We start from the raw sequence: 16,139 nt of genomic DNA, 5'->3' as shown, positions 1-16,139 counted from the left end.
GCGCGGAAGTAACATTGCGGCGGAGAATACCGACATGACCACCTTTACTCACGATGCAGAGCTGATTCAACAAGTCGTGGACCATATCGAGAATCATCTGGCGCTGAAGCAGGCTGACGAACTCAGTGTGGCTTATCTGGCGCAGCAGGTCGGTGTATCTCCCTGGCATTTTCAGCGCTTGTTTAAAACCTGGGTGGGGGAGACGCTGGGAAACTACATACGTGGACGGCGTTTATCCGCTGCCGCCGAGCGTTTGAAGCAAGGGAGTGACGGTATTATTGATATCGCGTTTGCTGTGGGTTTTAACTCTCATGAAGCGTTCACCCGCTCTTTTAAGAGTCAGTATGGTTTGTCACCCAAGCAGTTTCGCCAGCAGGCACCAAGGGTGGACTTCAAACAAAAGCCAGTGTTGAGTCAACCCTTGTATCAGCACCTGAGCGAAGAAATACAACGCCAGCCGGATATCGTTACTCGCCCGGCGTTGACCCTGGTGGGGTTTAAAACCCGCATTCCGTCGCCCTTTCTGGTTGAGGGCAGTTATTGTCATTTGCTGGAAAACAGCTGGCGCCAGTTATTTACTCACCTTGATCAACTTGCTGGTCATACACCCAATACCATGATGGGGATCACCATCAGCGATAGTGGTCGGTTTGACGAAGCCGAGTTGGATTATATGGCCGCCGTGGCGTTTGATGAGTCATCTGTTTTGCCAGCGCTGAGTCAGGGGATGTCGCGTTACTCATTACCTGAGCAAACCATCGCCCGATTTGCAGTGGCCAGCGTTGATATTGATACTGTGGGCAAAACCATGGATTACATTTACGGGTATTGGTTGCCGGATTCGGGCTATCAACGCGCCAATGGTGATGACTACGAGTTATTTGAGGACGTGACGGAAATGGATTTCAGCGACATCAAAGCCAGTTACGTTGTGCCTGTTTCTGCGCTGTCTGGAAGTTCTTAGAGATCTATTATTTTGTAGACAAAACAATGCGCCACCAAAATTTGACGGAATCTGCCCTCTGAAAACGGTCTTTGCGGTTAAACTAACTATTTTGCTATGCTGAGAACTGTTTAGAGTACTAATGAGTTGGTAATCCTTCTATGGCAAGTTCGAACGACAAGTACAGTATTGACAATACTGATTACACAATAGGGCAAGACAATGTACAGAAATGGGGGTTTGACGTTCATAACCCGGTTTTCGGTATCAGTGCCGCGCTCATCACACTTTTCCTGATCGCGGTATTAGCGGTTGAACCGGAAACAGCAAAAAAAGCACTCGATGGTCTTAAATGGGACATCATTGGGACGTTTGATAGTTTCTTCATTTGGTCGGTCAATATACTGCTGCTGTTTATTGTTGCAGTGTGCGTATCTCCTTTCGGTAAGGTGCGGTTAGGTGGCGAAAACGCAGAGGCGGAACACTCTCTGTTATCCTGGTTTGCCATGCTGTTTGCGGCGGGTATTGGTATCGGCCTGATGTTTTGGGGAACCGCCGAGCCGCTGGCGTATTACACCGGCTGGTACAAAACGCCACTGGCCGTTGAGCCAAATACGCCGGAGGCCATTGAGCTGGCGATGGGTGCCACTATGTATCACTGGGGATTCCATGCCTGGGCTGTTTACGGCATTGTCGCCTTATCGTTAGCTTTCTTCGCTTACAACAAAGGTTTGCCGTTATCGATTCGCTCGGTGTTTTACCCCATTCTGGGTGATCGCACCTGGGGCTGGGCGGGTCATTTGATTGATATCCTGGCGGTATTGGCCACCTTGTTTGGTTTGGCAACGTCCCTCGGTTTGGGTGCTCAGCAAGCCGCGGGCGGTATCAATCACGTGTTTGGTGTTGAAGGCGGCGTAGGTCTTCAGATTCTGGTGATTGCATTTGTGACCATGCTGGCGATTGTCTCGGTAGTTCGGGGTCTTGAGGGCGGCGTGAAAGTTCTCAGTAACGTCAATATGGTAATGGCTCTGGCATTTTTGCTGTTTGTTATGTTCACCGCGTTTGGTCCGGCCATGTCGAATATCCCAACCACTGTGGTGTCCTATTTTGAATACATCATTCCACTGAGTAATCCTCACGGTCGTGAAGATGAGGCCTGGTTACAAGGCTGGTCGGTATTTTATTGGGCCTGGTGGGTTTCCTGGTCGCCATTCGTTGGTATGTTTATCGCTCGTGTATCCAAAGGCCGTACCATTCGTCAGTTTATTGCCGGCGTCCTGCTGGTGCCGACAGCAATTACCGCAATCTGGATGGGTGTGTTTGGCGGTGTTGCCATCGATCAGGTTGTCAATAATGTCGGCGCATTGGGTGCGAATGGCTTAACCGAAGCATCGATGGCGACCTTCCAGGTACTGGACGAATTACCGCTTGCCAGTATGGTGTCGGTTATTGCGATTATGCTGGTAATGGTGTTCTTCATTACCTCGTCTGACTCTGGTTCATTAGTGATTGATAGCATCACTGCGGGCGGCAAAATTGATGCGCCGGTACCTCAGCGTATTTTCTGGGCAACGGTTGAAGGTGCAATCGCAGCCGCGCTGTTATGGATTGGTGGTACAGAAGCTATGCAGGCATTGCAGGCGGGGACCATTTCTACCGGTTTGCCGTTTACCTTTGTATTGCTGCTGATGTGTGTGAGTCTGATGATGGGGTTACGGACAGAAAAGCGTTAATAAATATCTGGTTTACACAGGTATCAACGAAAGCCCTTGCTCTGAAAAGAGTAAGGGCTTTATTTTTATAACCTAAAGCCAGATGTCACCAATGCGGGTGTCACAGCGAAAATGATAAGCCGCCTGGGCCTGGAATAATTCAGCCGTAGCAATCGCATCGGTTAAAGCATGATGTGGTGTATAGCAGGGTAGGGAATAACGCCGACGACAGTCCCATAAACGAACGGAATCTAATGGCTGCTTTAGCAGGCGGCCAATAAGCCCCTGTCTTTGCCGCAGCGCATCAATTTCAATTTGCATGGTATCAACGACCGGAAATTCCAGCGTTTGCTTAATACGCTCCATCAGCGCGTAGTGAATAAATTCACGCTCAATGGTTTTGTGGTGGACCACAACCACACGCCCGGCCAGAGCCGCTAATAACGGCTCAAGGATTTGCGTCAGATCTGGCGCTTTTTTGACCTCATCATGGGTGATGCCATGAATAATAACCGACTCTTCTTCCAGTGGTTGATTCGGTTTGACCAACCATTCGGCGCTGTCACGCAGCTGAATTCGCTGCAATGTAAAAGGCACCAGGCCAACACTGATGATGTCATCTTGTTTCGGGTCGAGTCCGGTGGTTTCGAAATCGAGCGCAACCAATGGGACGTTGATTAGCTGCGTATCCGCGCTCACCATGCCAGCATTGTAATAATCTTGCAGGCGCGAGTCGTCGACCCGTTGCCGGGCAAATTTCTGCTGCCAGTCAATATTTGTCATCTAGCGTACATCCACCGGACGACCGGACTGATAGCGGAATTTCAGAAAGGCCTGCGCTTTATCCAATACCTGGAATGCTTCTTTCAAATTACGGCGTTCAAAGGTGGATAAATTATCCGGTTCAATATTGTTATCTGGTTCAATGGCGTTTTCGATATCCAGTGCCTGATGACGAATTCTTACCATGGCGATGTATTCCAATGCATCACTCAGATCGCGCGCTTTACCTGGCGGTAGTAGGTTGGAATCTTTGATATCGTCTAATCGTTCGAACGAATTTTGTGCGCGTGAACCAATCGCCAGTGCATGAACACGAATGACGTCAGACAGAGGGGCGGTGCCGCGGCGTTTCAGGTTGATGGAGTTTTTATGTTCACCATCCTGCTCCATCACAAAACCCTTAAAAAACCCCAGTGGTGGTGTGCGGTTCAGTGAGTTGCGAGCTAAGTACGCCAGAAACTTAGGAGCATGTTTGGCTTTTTTACTGATAAAGTTACTGAGCTGTTTCGCCCACTTAAGTTTGCCATGTACTCCGTCAAGATCGAAGAAAATGGATGAATGAAGTAGCGCTTTGGGGGACGGGTTATCGATCCAGTCGCTGAATTGTTGTTGCCATTGTTTAACCGTTAGACGCCATTCCGGGTTGTTTGCCATGATGCCGCCGTCGCAATAGCGATAACCACATTGTGCCAGGCCATCACAAACAAATTCAGCCAGCTGGCGGAAATATTCATCGTGTTTGTCGGCTTCAAAACCGTTATCAAGAATAATGGCATTATCCTGATCGGTCACAATTAACTGCTCGTCACGCGCCATTGAACCCAATGCCAGAAAGCAATAGGGCACTGGAGGGGGGCCGAACTTTTCCTCTGCCAATTCTAATAAGCGTTGCTTAAAGGCGCGACCAATCACTGCCATCGCAGAGCCAATCATGTGCGAGTTAGCATCTTCATTAACCATGCGCGAAAACACGTTGGGTAATTGTTGCGACAATTCGGCCAGGTCTTCGACACCGCTCTGGGATAGAATACTGCGCACAAACAGCAGACTGTTTTGCGATTCGTGCTGTACGATATCTGACAGAGCGATGACACCAATCGGTTTCGAACGATGTACGATCGGCAAGTGATGTACGTTCTGGCGCAACATGGTGAGCATGGCTTCGAACACATACGCATTGTCATCGATAATCACCATGTCGGCCGACATAATATCGCCGGCACGGGTAGTTAATGGACGTCCTTGTGCCAACACCCGGGTGCGTAAATCCCGGTCGGTGATAATTCCAACGACCTGACCGTCATCATCATCCGGGTCGGTGGCAATTGGTTTGTCGGGATCGGTCACCAGGATAGATGACACTCGCTCCTCCGTCATGGTTCGAGCAATTTCCGGTATATCACTGTCGATAGTCACTGATACAGCTTCACGGCATATCAGAGATTTAACTTTTACGGTTGTCAGGTCATTACCTTCCGCTCGTTGTGAAATGGCCTGGCGTAATAAATCGGTACCGTCGCTTTCAAAAAAGTCGGAAAAGAAATCATAGCGATCGCATAATTCATCAAATAAATCGGCGGGAATACAATAGAGTAACGTGTCTTCGATGGCTTTTACCGGATAGCGCACCTTACGATTCATAAACAGACCAAAATGGCCGAAGGTATCACCGCGATCCAGGCGGTTATAGAGGTCGCCGCTGCGACGATAGGTTTCGACCGCGCCGCTGCGCACCAGATACAGGTCGTTAATCGGATCACCGTAATTCAGGATTTCCTGACCGGCTCGCACATAACTGATTTCTGTTTGATGAGCGACAAAGCCCTGTGTGTCTTCAGGCAGCTCTGCAAACGGCGCGTGATCCTGCAGAAAACGCATCACTTCAAGAATTTCGGCTTGCATGTGAATGTCCGGCGAAAATTAAAATAACAGGCTAACATGCAGTCGGTAACAAACGAAGCGTAAATCAGTGGTGTATATTCAGAGTCGATGATGGCTATTTTTGGAGAATATGCTGATTTTCGTCTGAAGATCAGCCTCTATCTCACGATAACAAAAACAGCACTCAGTTTTGTCATCTAATGTTTGTATTGCGATAAGAGTGATAAGCGCAAAGTCAGTGTATTAATTATTAAGTGATTGTGATTAAAGAGAACTCATTATTATTGTCAGTATGGTGTTTCGGCTTAATTGGCTTTCTTTGGTAAACCGTCATAACGCCATTTACGGTAGGACTGATATTGTTCTGCACTGATGAATTCTTTGAAGCGCATATCACGTAAAATACGCTGCATTTTTTTGCGCAGTGCCGGAGACCAGTTGCCATTGCTGACCAAAGAGTAATGGTAGCGGCGCGGTGATGGTAACAATAGTGCTAGAAATGCCCCCTGGACTGCATTTAACTGATCGGGTGTGGTTTCAAAATAATAATGCGCTGCAGCTTTAACGCCGTAAAGATCCGGTCCGAATTCAGCAATGTTTAAATAAATTTCCAGGATCTGATTTTTATTTAAAGCCTGTTCCAGTCGGCGGGTGGCGATCAATTCCTGAAATTTTCGGGTAAGCGATTTATTGCCATCAAGAAATAAATTTTTTGCCGTTTGCTGACTGATGGTGCTGGCACCAAACGCCCATTCCCGACGCTTAATATTTTCCGCCAGGGCTGCCTGCAGTGCATCGTAATCAATACCCTGATGAACGAAAAAGTCACCGTCCTCACTTAAGACAATGCTGTACAGCAAATCTCGGCTGACCTGGTCAAGGTCAATCCAGGGGTGAATGGTGGCGTGGCGGCTTTGCGCTGAGGTCTTGCTCAATTCTGCACGCATATGTAAGCGTTGATTTGCGATCTGCTGCAGATTATCCATCGACATCTGTTCGCGGGTGGGCAGGTCTTTTAATAACAGGGCGGTAAACACGCTGACTGCTGCAATCCCAAGCCAAACCAAGGCGCCGGTAATAAGCAGCAGGGTTCGGGTCCAGTGCCACAGTCGCTGGAATGGCAACTGAACCCAGTACAGTAGCTTATCCTGCCATGATTCCATCCAATGACCCTTTTATGTTGCTATAGACTGACCAATCAGTGCACGGCTCAAATCAGGATATTCAGTAACCCAATGACACAGTGTTTAGCCGATTGCTTACATTGCCAGCACCTGTTTAGGATTTTGACTGACCTTATACAAACGATAGCTCAAAGCAACCGCTGCTGCCGTTAAACCGATCACCAAACCACTCCAGAAACCCTCAGCACCAAGAGGCTGATTCTGGTTAAACCAGAGGCCATAGAAGGCCAGGTAATATCCCAGGGTCAGGCCGATTGCCCAATACGATATAAAGGTAATTATCATCACCGGCAACGTATCCTGATAGCCCCGCAAGGCCCCAGCGGCACCAACCTGAATAGCGTCAGACAACTGGAATACTGCCGCGAATAGCAGCAAACCGGAGGCCACCTTAACGACATCAGCATCGGGTGAATATAATCCGGCGATAAAGCTCGATAACGTCACCATCAAGGTGGCATTAAAGGCAGCCACTGCCAGATTCACTTTTACGCCAAGCCAGGCGGTCTGGCGCGCCAGATCCGCATTATTGGCGCCGATGTGGTGGCCAACCCGAACGGTCAGGGCCATCCCGAGGCTGAGGGGAATCATGAAGGTCAGCGACGATATATTGAGTGCAATCTGATGCCCGGCAACCGTAATATGGCCCAGTTTGGTCAGAAACAAGGCGATCACAGAAAATAAGCTGACTTCAAAAAAGATCGAACTCCCGATTGGTAACCCGAGAGCCACAAGCGCTTTTACCTGAGACCAGTCCGGGCGAATTACCTCTCGCCATAAGGACGTTTGCGGTGGCAGACGATGCTTTCGGGTATTTAATGCCATGGCCACGGCCATTCCGCTGAATACCAGCGCAGAACCAATACCGCAACCCACGCCCCCAAGCTCCGGCAGGCCAAACCAACCATACAGGAACAAGCCATTTGCCGGGATATTCATCGCCAGGCCAATCAACATGACCCGGGTAACGTGTGCAGGATGATGCAGTGCTTCGGCATAAAAGCGATATGCGAGAAAGATTCCCGCCGATGGCATACCGAAGGCAATGGCTAACAGGTAGTCGCCTGCAATATTTGCGGTAAGTGGGTCATCGACGATCAGGGGCAATAGCTGCGATAATGCCGCCAGTGAAACCGACGCAAGCAGGCCGAATGCTACGCCAGTAAACAGGGCCGCGGTTAGCAATTTGGGGAGCCGGGTTGTCTGCCCTGCGCTACTCAACTGTGCGGTAAGCGGTGATAAGGCCACCAGAATACCTGCCAGCAGTAACCAGATCGGTAACCAGATGGAGGTGCCGATAGCGACTGCCGCAAGGTCGCGGGTGCTGACATAGCCAGACATCATTGTGTCGACGGTCCCCATGCCAATTTGAGCCAGTTGAGTTGCCAGAATGGGGAAGGTCAGTTGGCGCAGAGCTCGTAATTCTTGAGCTTTGAAAGTCATGCCGATAGGTTTCCGCGTTTGAATCGTGAAGAGGGCGTGCATTTTGCCCTGAAGTCCTTACAGAGTGAATTGATTTTTGTTAAACGTTGACGACCTGATCAGACTGTTCAACCAGCTGTTCCAATCGACAGAAAATACGGTGCTGGTCGCCGGAGATGATGAACCCATTTACCTGCCTGCTGATCAGAACTTCCCGCATCATCGGGTAATTTTTGCCCACGGCTTTTATGAGTCAGCGCTCCATGAAATCAGTCATTGGTGTATTGCCGGAAAAGAGCGCCGCCAGCTGGTTGATTTCGGTTATTGGTACGAACCCGATGGTCGCGACGCCGATCGCCAGCGTGAGTTTGAGCAGGTTGAGGTGAAACCTCAGGCACTGGAGTGGATTCTGTCAGAAGCCTGTGGTCGTAATTTTCAGGTCAGTACGGACAATCTGGATGGTGATCCTGTTGAGGTTGCCTCAGGTTTGGCTCGTTTTCGCCATAACGTCGTCCTTCAGGCGCAACATTACCTCAGTCAGGGCCTGCCCGCCCGGGCCGAAGTGTTAAAACATGCCTTATTAGATTATTATCAACGCCACCGTCAATTCAGCGCCGAGTTATTTGTGCTGGACCGTCTATAACCGGAGTTCGTTTTGTTAAAAAAATTGTTCGGTTCGGCTAAGAGTAAAGATGCTCCGAAAGCCGCACAGAAAGCCAATACAAAGAGTCAGCCGAAAGGTAACGCTCACAAAAAAAGTAATCAGCCAGCGCGTGATACGCACAAAGCAGAGCATCAGGCTCACAAAGGCGGCCAGAAGAAAAAGCAGGGTGGCAATAACAAGCGTAATCAGAACCGCAAGCCGAAACCGCAGGAAACACCGTGGAATCCAGCCGACTTTAATGTCGAACCAATGGAAGGAAAGGTGCGTTTTCATGATCTGGACTTACCAGAGAGTGTGATGCGAGGTATTCACGCGCTGGGTTTCGAATACTGTTCGCCGATTCAGGCTCAGAGTTTACCCGCTGCGTTGCGTGGTCGTGACACCATTGGTCAGGCACAAACCGGCACCGGTAAAACAGCCGCGTTCCTGCTGACCATTCTTAATCAGTTACTGACTGACAAAATTGAACAACGTTATGCCAGTGAGCCACGTGCGTTAATCGTTGCACCAACCCGCGAATTGGCAATGCAGATTGGTAAAGACGCTGAAGGTCTGGCGAGGTTTACCGGTCTCAATGTGTGTACTGTCGTAGGCGGCATGAACTACGAGGAGCAGCGACACCAGCTGCGCAATGAAGTCGTTGATATTCTGGTGGCGACACCGGGACGTCTGATCGATTTTATGCGCAGTCAGGATGTTTATCTCGACCAGATCGAAGTCATGGTGCTGGATGAGGCTGACCGTATGCTTGATATGGGCTTTATTCCAGATGTGCGCCGCATTGTTCGTGCAACGCCGCCGAAAGAGGAGCGTCAGACCCTGCTGTATTCGGCTACCTTTAACTACGATGTCCGCATTCTGATTGATCAGTGGATGTTTGATCCACTGACGGTCGTCATTGAGCCTGAACAGGTGACCACCGATCGGGTTACTCAAACCTTGTATCTGGTCGCAGAATCCGACAAGTACAATCTACTGGCTAAGATTCTTGAACGCGATAAGCCTGAGCGCTGCATCATCTTTGCAAACCGTCGTGATCTGACGCGAAACCTGTGTGACAAGTTGAACAAGAACGGTCATGTAGCGGTGTTGTTATCAGGTGAAGTGAATCAGCAGAAACGCATTCGCACACTGGAACGCTTCCGCGATGGTCATGTCAACATCATGGTAGCAACCGACGTGGCCGGTCGCGGTATTCATGTTGATAATGTCAGTCACGTCATCAACTTTACGTTGCCGGAAGATCCGGAAGATTACGTACACCGTATAGGACGAACCGGTCGTGCCGGTGCCAAAGGCACCTCGGTAAGCTTTGTGTCAGAAGACGACGCATTTAACTTACCACCACTGGAAAAATACCTTGGCACCAAACTGGAACTGACTCAGCCTGATTAATCAGGCTGAACGATGCGAAAAACGTTCGTAGCTCAGCGATAAGTCAGATTGGATGACAGTCCTGAAAAGGAAGGATAAAACAATGACGTTATTAAAATATGCTCTGCTTTGGTGTCTTCCTCTTGTGGTCAGCTCTCCGGTATTGTCTGAAGTGTATTCAGTGCTGCAAGAAACACCCGATGGCGTTACCAATCAGCCCAAATGGGTGACGCCTGAGTGGACGGAGCGTCACCTGTATGCAACCCGATCACCATTAATGAAGGGCAGTCATACCGACCATGTTGTGTCGTTGTATTACTTCGGGGACAGTGGCACACGTACCTTAATCGGTCTTGAGCGTATTAAAGGCGACGACTATCTGCAGTACTTCAGCTTGTTGTTATTCGATAAAAAAACGCTGATTGGTTATTACCCTGAAATTGCCAGTTTCCCTTCGAGTGTTAACCAGCAAGGATGGGTCGAGTTTCCGGATCGTTATAAACAACGCGTATTGGATGGCCAGCAGCCATTTTCGGTTTTGGCCACTCAATTTTCGCCGCTTTGTCTGGGTAAAACCAGACAATGCATCGATTGGGTCGATGCTCGCTGAGAGGAAATCTTGTTGTCTTTTCCGGCAACGGCTCAGCGTTGCTGGTGGGTCGATTCAAATATTTTATCGGCGCTGGTGCTGACAAACCCCTGGTATAATTCACCGTCGACATCAAACCGTTGAGCAAATTCGTAATAGCAGCTTGGTATCTGATGCCGACTGCCACAGCGGAATAAAACCGACTGATGGTCTGCCAGGGTACTGGCCTGGATTAATCCAATGTCTTCTGTACCCTTAATGATTCCTCCAGCCTCATTCAGGTTAAATCCCTGCTGTTGCAACACATCCACCAACTGCTGTAAGTGAGAGAAACTCTGCAGTGAATTAACAAAAACAGTAAAATGATTGGCTCGTATTCCCCACACACTTAGCCAGGCGGCGTATTCGCTGTGCTGTTGTAATTGGCAATAATCTTCATAGCTGGGTGTTGGCCACAAGCAACCGTTGTTAAAACCATTGGGATAGCTGTCCGGAATATTCGCAACCATTGCGGAAATTAAGGTTTGACACTCCGGCGGCAGTGCTTGCCAGTTAAGCTCACTGAGAAATATCTTGGTGTCAGTTTGGTGGTGATTATAGCTGCGTGCGTAGACCTTTTTCTGAGTCAGGTGGTAGTCATCAAATACAAAGAAACCGAGATCGAATAATTGCTGCTCCAGGCGGGATATTTGTACCGGTGAGTCTGCCCAGGTGCGCACGGCAATGTGATCGTTGACCACGGATTCATCATGTTGCTGCAAGAGCGAATGAATTTTTCCAGCCTGTGGCGTGATGGCCTGATAGGGTAACCAAAGATTATTGAAGAACTCTTTCAGCCTGTGGTCAAGATCCATAGGTACCTCCCATTCCTAAAGCGGGAAATAGCCGAGTATTTCCCATACCTTTAAAAAATAGAGCCGGCAGAAATAAGTCAATAAAAAAACGTTTTTAAACGCTAAACACTATGTCAGTCTGTTTCCGATATGCCCTTATCGACTAACCCACGGAGATTTACCAGGATATGGTCGATTAACCATTGAGGATCATCCATGGATAGATCATGTCCGGCTGACTCGTTTATAAACAGAGGTTTCCCCCAGTGTTGGGCAATTTGTTGCGTGCAGCGACTATTAACCAGCCGGTCGTTCCGACTGCAGTAAAAAAAGGCATTCCGGACCGGAGACTGCAATGGTCCCCGATAACTGCTGGCCGATAACAGTTGAGTCACAGCATTGCGATGGCTCAGGGGGTGTGTACTGGCAAAGTGTTGCCAGCGCTGCTCCAGTCCAGTTGTTTGATCGGTGTTGATGGTCCAGCGGATAATTTCAGTTTCCAGTTTCTGTCGATTGAATAATCGTCTTACCAGAGAGAAAAATGCCGGTGCCTGCATGCGTTGCCAGGGCAATGATAAATTACTGAAGCTGGTATTGATCAGATGCAGTTGTCCGACTTCTTGCGGGTAGCGTCGCGCCCACTCTGAGGCAATCATTGCCCCCATGGAGACCGCTATTAAATGCACAGGTTGTTGATTGGAGCGGGTATCGGCAATTTGCTGACGAATATCCTCCACCATAGCTGCAACTGAAAAAGGCGTTGTTTCGCAGTAACGTTCACCGTTACCAGCCAGTTCGGGTGTCAGTATGTGGTGATCGGGAAGTGCAGACTGCAGTTGCTGCGGAAAATGCTCCCAATGGACGCGGCTGCGAATCAGGCCACGCAATAACACCAGATGAGGATGGTGGTTGGGTTGTCGGCTACATTCAGACGGAGCAACATCGACGTCCATATCCTCATCTCCGAAGAATCAGAAGTTAATCAAAAATCAAAGTAGCGGTGCATACCAAAGGTAATGTTGGTGCCACCATCAAAACCGCTGCCCAGGTTCGTACGTTCCAGTCGCAGGCGATAATCCCAGTTGTTGTAAGTACGGCCCAGGCCAAAGCGGAAGTGCCAGTAATCGTCACGACTGCCACCAAAATTTGTGGTGTTGTCGATGGTCAGGTAGCGATTCTGAGCCAGATAAAACTCAATCGAGAATGATCCGCTTTGCATGGTATAGGCGCTTTCGATGGTTTGCTTATCGTGGCCGGAACCGAGTGAGTCACTCGCGTGGCGCAAGCCAAAGGTCCAGGCATCGTTTACCAACAATCGTGCAAACCCTTCATTGTATTCCTGATCGTTAAATTTGGCATCGCCAAGATAATCATAGCGTGTCACACCAAGGTCCAGTGCCAGGCTCTCTGTCAGCGGAAAGTAGAAACCACCAAAGCCGCTCCACTCGGCATAACGGCTATCGCCTTTCTGATCCAGATTAGAAGCCCAAAGACCGCCATAGGCACCCCAGTCATTGAGGTAGGTGAGTCCGACCTGCGGCGTGATACGCCCCTGTGATAATGAAACACCATCTTTAACGTACTCGCTGGCCAGACCAATATTGGCGCTGAAATCCGCAGATGATGGCAGGCTGAAGCCCAGGGTCAGTGAAGCAGCAAGCAAAGACAGACGTGACATGGAACCAAACTTAACTATAAAAAAACAGGTGGCTACTATACGCAATTTTTCATCATTTGTGACCGCGATCATACTGCGGAGCCTTGTCCTTACGCTTATTTACCCGATCCGGCCGTCATGTACCCGTCACAGAGGTTTGATGCAGTGATTCAGGATACCAGCGTTCAAGCGCGCGACGGTACAATTCGGCTTTATGGCTGCTATTGACTGGCGCCCAGCTTGGCATGCTGCGCACAGCTGACATCAGAAAGTCCATCAGCGTGAAATGACGACGAAGAATTCGCTGATGACGATGTGGCAGGATGGGATTAAAAAAACTGTGATATCGGAATAAATGTCGAGGATTTTTTCTTACCCAAAGCCAGGAGCCCATTTCCAGAGTTAACGGCAGATACAAGCCATTCGGTTGTTGCTGGCAGTAACGGTCATACACATAATCCCAGACATCGCCGTTGGTGGTGTAAGAAAGTGCCTGGGGTTCGAATAAATATAAATCGTGGCTGGGATAGGTGTGTTCAAATTTTTCAGTCAAAGCAAAGGCTTCTGCCAGGTTTGGCCAGGGTAGTAAGCTCTTGGCGTAGGGGAACCAGATGCGGTCTTTACTGCCAAAGCCGGAATGACAATCCAGGCTGACGCAATGTTTTTGATTGGCGAAAATCTGTGCCATCGTTTGTGTCAGTGCAATGTTTTCTTCTTCCATGGCTGCATCCTTTTTACCGCGAAACCAGGGCAGGTGTTTACTGATGCGCTGGCCGCCGATTAAAAAGGGTGTTTTGTGCAAAGCGTCAACCGGGGCATTACGCATCAGGTCAACACCGTTCGGATTGGCGCGTGTGTTGCGCCACATGCCACCGGGATTAACGATCGGAATAATCACCAGGCGAATCTGTGCTAACTGTTCGTGGGCAACCGGGTCCCAATCCAATCGCCGCAATAAGGTACGCAGAAATGACAAAATAACCTGAGTACCGATACGCTCAATACCGTGAACGCCGCCGATCAAAGCCAATGTGGGCGCTAACGGGGCATTAGACCCCATCTCCAGTACGTAAAAGGGTAACTGAACGTCCTGTTGCGTAATGTGTGTAGGAACGCTGACGCGGATGTGTTGATGACTGGTTTCGATCAGTCTTTCCAGTTCAAACAATTCCGGTAACGCACGTTTAATGTGGTAAATCCGTTGAATCACAGTCCTCTGATCCTTACTCTTGCACTGAGTCGGCCGCCATTACATCAGTGTAGAGTAACAATTTGATGAAAACCTATTCCCAGCTTCCCACCCATGAGCCGGATCAATTGCGCATGGGCTACTGGCTGAAAACCCTGTGGCCTTATCTGATGGAATATCGCTATCGGGTTGTCCTGGCACTGGCATGTCTGGTTGCCGCAAAGTTAGCCAGTGTCGGAATGCCGTTTCTGCTCAAACATCAGGTTGATCATTTATCCCAATTCAGCAGTGCCGTTGCCGACGATTGGTGGCTCTGGTTTCCGCTGGGTTTACTGTTAGCTTATGGCGCGGTTCGCTTTCTGAATGTCATGATGGGCGAAATCCGTGATGTGTTGTTTGGCCGGGTAACCGAACGGGCAATGCGACGTATGTCGCTGAAGTTGTTTCGCCATTTGCACAGCCTGAGTCTCAGTTTTCATCTCGACCGTCAGACTGGTGCATTACAGCGAGATATCGAACGTGGTACCAATGGCATTAGCTTTCTGATGCGATTTTTCGTCTTTAATATCGGTCCTACGATATTAGAGCTGATGTTGGTGGTCGGATTGTTGTTGGTTAATTATCCGCCAGTTTTCGCCCTGATCACTCTGATTGCTGTGGTGGCCTATGTTACCTACTCGATAAAAATGACGGAATGGCGAACCCGCTATGTGCGTCAGGCAGCCCAGGCAGATTCAGCCACTCACGCGCGAGCACTCGACAGTCTGCTGAATTATGAAACGGTGAAATATTTCACTGCTGAAAGCCGTGAGGCCAGTGCTTACGACAGTGCACTGGCAGATTGGGAACAGGCACGTCGTAATAATCGTTTGACCCTGTTTGGTTTAAATGCCGGACAGGCGCTGATCATCACGCTGGCGATGACCTCAATGCTGTTGTTTGCCGCCTATTATGTGCTAGTCGGGCGTATGACGATTGGTGATTTTACGCTGGTAAATGCCTTTATGTTTCAGCTGTTTTTGCCACTGAATTTTCTTGGTTTCGTGTATCGTGAAATCAAAGCATCGATGGCCAATATTGAGCGCATGTTTGAGTTGCTCGATGAAATACCAACGGTCGCTGACAGCGGTAAAGAACCTCTTGAGGTTAATCATGGCAAGGTTGAATTTCAGGCCGTTGATTTCGCCTACAACGCCGAACGCCCGATTCTCAAACAACTGAATCTGACGCTCGAGGCCGGAAAAACCCTGGCGGTGGTTGGCAGCAGCGGCGCCGGTAAATCGACACTGACTAAATTATTATTCCGTTTTTACGATACCCATCAGGGCAAGGTACTGATTGATGGGGTCGCGATTGATCAGGTGCCGCAACAACAACTGCGGCAACAGCTGGGGATTGTCCCACAGGAATCGGTACTGTTTAACGATACCCTGAAGAATAACCTGCTGTACGCAAAACCGGATGCCAGCGATGAGGAGCTGCAACGGGTAATGAGTATGGCGCAGCTTGATCATTTATTGTCACAGACTCAGGACGGTTGGAATAGCCGGGTTGGCGAGCGTGGTCTGAAGTTGTCCGGTGGTGAGAAACAGCGCGTTGCCATTGCCCGGATGTTGCTGAAACGACCGGCGATAATGGTATTCGATGAGGCAACATCGTCTCTCGACTCTCACACCGAACGTGGCATTATGGAAGCGATTCGCCATGTATCAGTAGGTCACACTGCATTGATCATAGCTCACCGTCTGTCGACGGTTGTGGAGGCGGATTGCATCGCGGTACTTGAAGATGGTCAGATCATCGAGCAGGGCAGTCATGCTGAATTAATGAGTAAAAAAGGACGCTACTTTCAGTTGTGGCAAATGCAGCAGGAAGCAGAATAACAAATAGCAGATTATTAATGAGAGT

14 protein-coding genes are annotated in these 16,139 nt (G+C 49.2%); 6 read left to right on the top strand and 8 right to left on the bottom strand.

Going from position 1 to position 16,139, the window contains the following annotated elements:
• Positions 1-34: 34 nt before the first annotated feature.
• On the top strand, positions 35-964 hold the full coding sequence (locus tag MK185_05845; protein MCH2040137.1) for an AraC family transcriptional regulator: 930 nt from the start codon (positions 35-37) through the stop codon (positions 962-964).
• 140 nt (positions 965-1,104) lie between these two features.
• Entirely contained in the window at positions 1,105-2,676 is a 1,572-nt protein-coding gene (locus MK185_05840) for a BCCT family transporter (protein MCH2040136.1), read from the top strand.
• A 72-nt stretch (positions 2,677-2,748) separates the two neighbouring features.
• Here MK185_05840 and MK185_05835 read toward each other — a convergent pair whose 3' ends face one another.
• The 4 genes from MK185_05835 to MK185_05820 form a co-directional block, all read right to left on the bottom strand.
• Positions 2,749-3,438: a 3'-5' exonuclease gene (locus MK185_05835; GenBank protein ID MCH2040135.1), complete on the bottom strand. Its 690-nt coding sequence runs from the start codon at positions 3,436-3,438 to the stop codon at positions 2,749-2,751.
• Positions 3,439-5,340 carry a DUF294 nucleotidyltransferase-like domain-containing protein gene (locus MK185_05830; GenBank protein MCH2040134.1) on the bottom strand — a complete coding sequence of 634 codons (1,902 nt, stop codon included), beginning with the start codon at positions 5,338-5,340 and terminating at the stop codon, positions 3,439-3,441.
• 284 nt (positions 5,341-5,624) lie between these two features.
• The gene (gene mtgA, locus MK185_05825) at positions 5,625-6,482 is read right to left on the bottom strand and encodes a monofunctional biosynthetic peptidoglycan transglycosylase (protein ID MCH2040133.1); all 858 of its coding nucleotides are present in this window, start codon (positions 6,480-6,482) and stop codon (positions 5,625-5,627) included.
• A gap of 96 nt (positions 6,483-6,578) precedes the next feature.
• A complete protein-coding gene (locus tag MK185_05820; GenBank protein ID MCH2040132.1) occupies positions 6,579-7,946 on the bottom strand; it encodes an MATE family efflux transporter in 1,368 nt (455 codons plus the stop codon).
• Between the two features lie 76 nt (positions 7,947-8,022).
• On the opposite strand from MK185_05820, the gene MK185_05815 reads away from it, so the two are divergent.
• The 3 genes from MK185_05815 to MK185_05805 all read left to right on the top strand — a co-directional run bounded on the left by MK185_05815 (position 8,023) and on the right by MK185_05805 (position 10,573).
• On the top strand, positions 8,023-8,568 hold the full coding sequence (locus MK185_05815; GenBank protein ID MCH2040131.1) for an elongation factor P hydroxylase: 546 nt from the start codon (positions 8,023-8,025) through the stop codon (positions 8,566-8,568).
• Positions 8,569-8,580: 12 nt separating this feature from the next.
• Entirely contained in the window at positions 8,581-9,984 is a 1,404-nt protein-coding gene (rhlB, locus tag MK185_05810; protein ID MCH2040130.1) for an ATP-dependent RNA helicase RhlB, read from the top strand.
• 82 nt (positions 9,985-10,066) lie between these two features.
• Complete coding sequence (locus MK185_05805) at positions 10,067-10,573, top strand: hypothetical protein (protein MCH2040129.1); 507 nt, start codon at positions 10,067-10,069, stop codon at positions 10,571-10,573.
• Between the two features lie 32 nt (positions 10,574-10,605).
• On the opposite strand, the gene MK185_05800 is transcribed toward MK185_05805, so the two are convergent.
• The 4 genes from MK185_05800 to MK185_05785 all read right to left on the bottom strand — a co-directional run bounded on the left by MK185_05800 (position 10,606) and on the right by MK185_05785 (position 14,252).
• A complete protein-coding gene (locus tag MK185_05800) occupies positions 10,606-11,406 on the bottom strand; it encodes a DUF1338 domain-containing protein (protein MCH2040128.1) in 801 nt (266 codons plus the stop codon).
• Between the two features lie 113 nt (positions 11,407-11,519).
• The gene (locus tag MK185_05795; protein ID MCH2040127.1) at positions 11,520-12,338 is read right to left on the bottom strand and encodes an alpha/beta hydrolase; all 819 of its coding nucleotides are present in this window, start codon (positions 12,336-12,338) and stop codon (positions 11,520-11,522) included.
• Positions 12,339-12,367: 29 nt separating this feature from the next.
• Positions 12,368-13,063 (bottom strand): TorF family putative porin, encoded by a 696-nt coding sequence (locus tag MK185_05790; GenBank protein ID MCH2040126.1) that lies wholly within the window; start codon positions 13,061-13,063, stop codon positions 12,368-12,370.
• Between the two features lie 115 nt (positions 13,064-13,178).
• A complete protein-coding gene (locus tag MK185_05785; protein MCH2040125.1) occupies positions 13,179-14,252 on the bottom strand; it encodes a M14 family metallopeptidase in 1,074 nt (357 codons plus the stop codon).
• A gap of 65 nt (positions 14,253-14,317) precedes the next feature.
• Between MK185_05785 and MK185_05780 the strand changes: the two genes are divergently transcribed.
• Positions 14,318-16,114: an ABC transporter ATP-binding protein/permease gene (locus MK185_05780; GenBank protein ID MCH2040124.1), complete on the top strand. Its 1,797-nt coding sequence runs from the start codon at positions 14,318-14,320 to the stop codon at positions 16,112-16,114.
• The last annotated feature ends 25 nt before the right edge of the window (positions 16,115-16,139 follow it).

The organism is Saccharospirillaceae bacterium (assembly GCA_022448365.1).
Taxonomy (GTDB): domain Bacteria; phylum Pseudomonadota; class Gammaproteobacteria; order Pseudomonadales; family Oceanobacteraceae; genus Bacterioplanoides.
Note: the sequence above shows the minus strand (reverse complement) of the source record. Positions and strands in the feature narration are given on the sequence as shown.

Coding starts and splice junctions, on each gene's coding strand:
- MK185_05845 (MCH2040137.1), top strand. CDS start 35: ATGACCACCTTTACTCACGATGCAGAGCTGATTCAACAAGTCGTGGAC.
- MK185_05840 (MCH2040136.1), top strand. CDS start 1,105: ATGGCAAGTTCGAACGACAAGTACAGTATTGACAATACTGATTACACA.
- MK185_05835 (MCH2040135.1), bottom strand. CDS start 3,438: ATGACAAATATTGACTGGCAGCAGAAATTTGCCCGGCAACGGGTCGAC.
- MK185_05830 (MCH2040134.1), bottom strand. CDS start 5,340: ATGCAAGCCGAAATTCTTGAAGTGATGCGTTTTCTGCAGGATCACGCG.
- mtgA (MCH2040133.1), bottom strand. CDS start 6,482: ATGGAATCATGGCAGGATAAGCTACTGTACTGGGTTCAGTTGCCATTC.
- MK185_05820 (MCH2040132.1), bottom strand. CDS start 7,946: ATGACTTTCAAAGCTCAAGAATTACGAGCTCTGCGCCAACTGACCTTC.
- MK185_05805 (MCH2040129.1), top strand. CDS start 10,067: ATGACGTTATTAAAATATGCTCTGCTTTGGTGTCTTCCTCTTGTGGTC.
- MK185_05800 (MCH2040128.1), bottom strand. CDS start 11,406: ATGGATCTTGACCACAGGCTGAAAGAGTTCTTCAATAATCTTTGGTTA.
- MK185_05795 (MCH2040127.1), bottom strand. CDS start 12,338: ATGGACGTCGATGTTGCTCCGTCTGAATGTAGCCGACAACCCAACCAC.
- MK185_05790 (MCH2040126.1), bottom strand. CDS start 13,063: ATGTCACGTCTGTCTTTGCTTGCTGCTTCACTGACCCTGGGCTTCAGC.
- MK185_05780 (MCH2040124.1), top strand. CDS start 14,318: ATGAAAACCTATTCCCAGCTTCCCACCCATGAGCCGGATCAATTGCGC.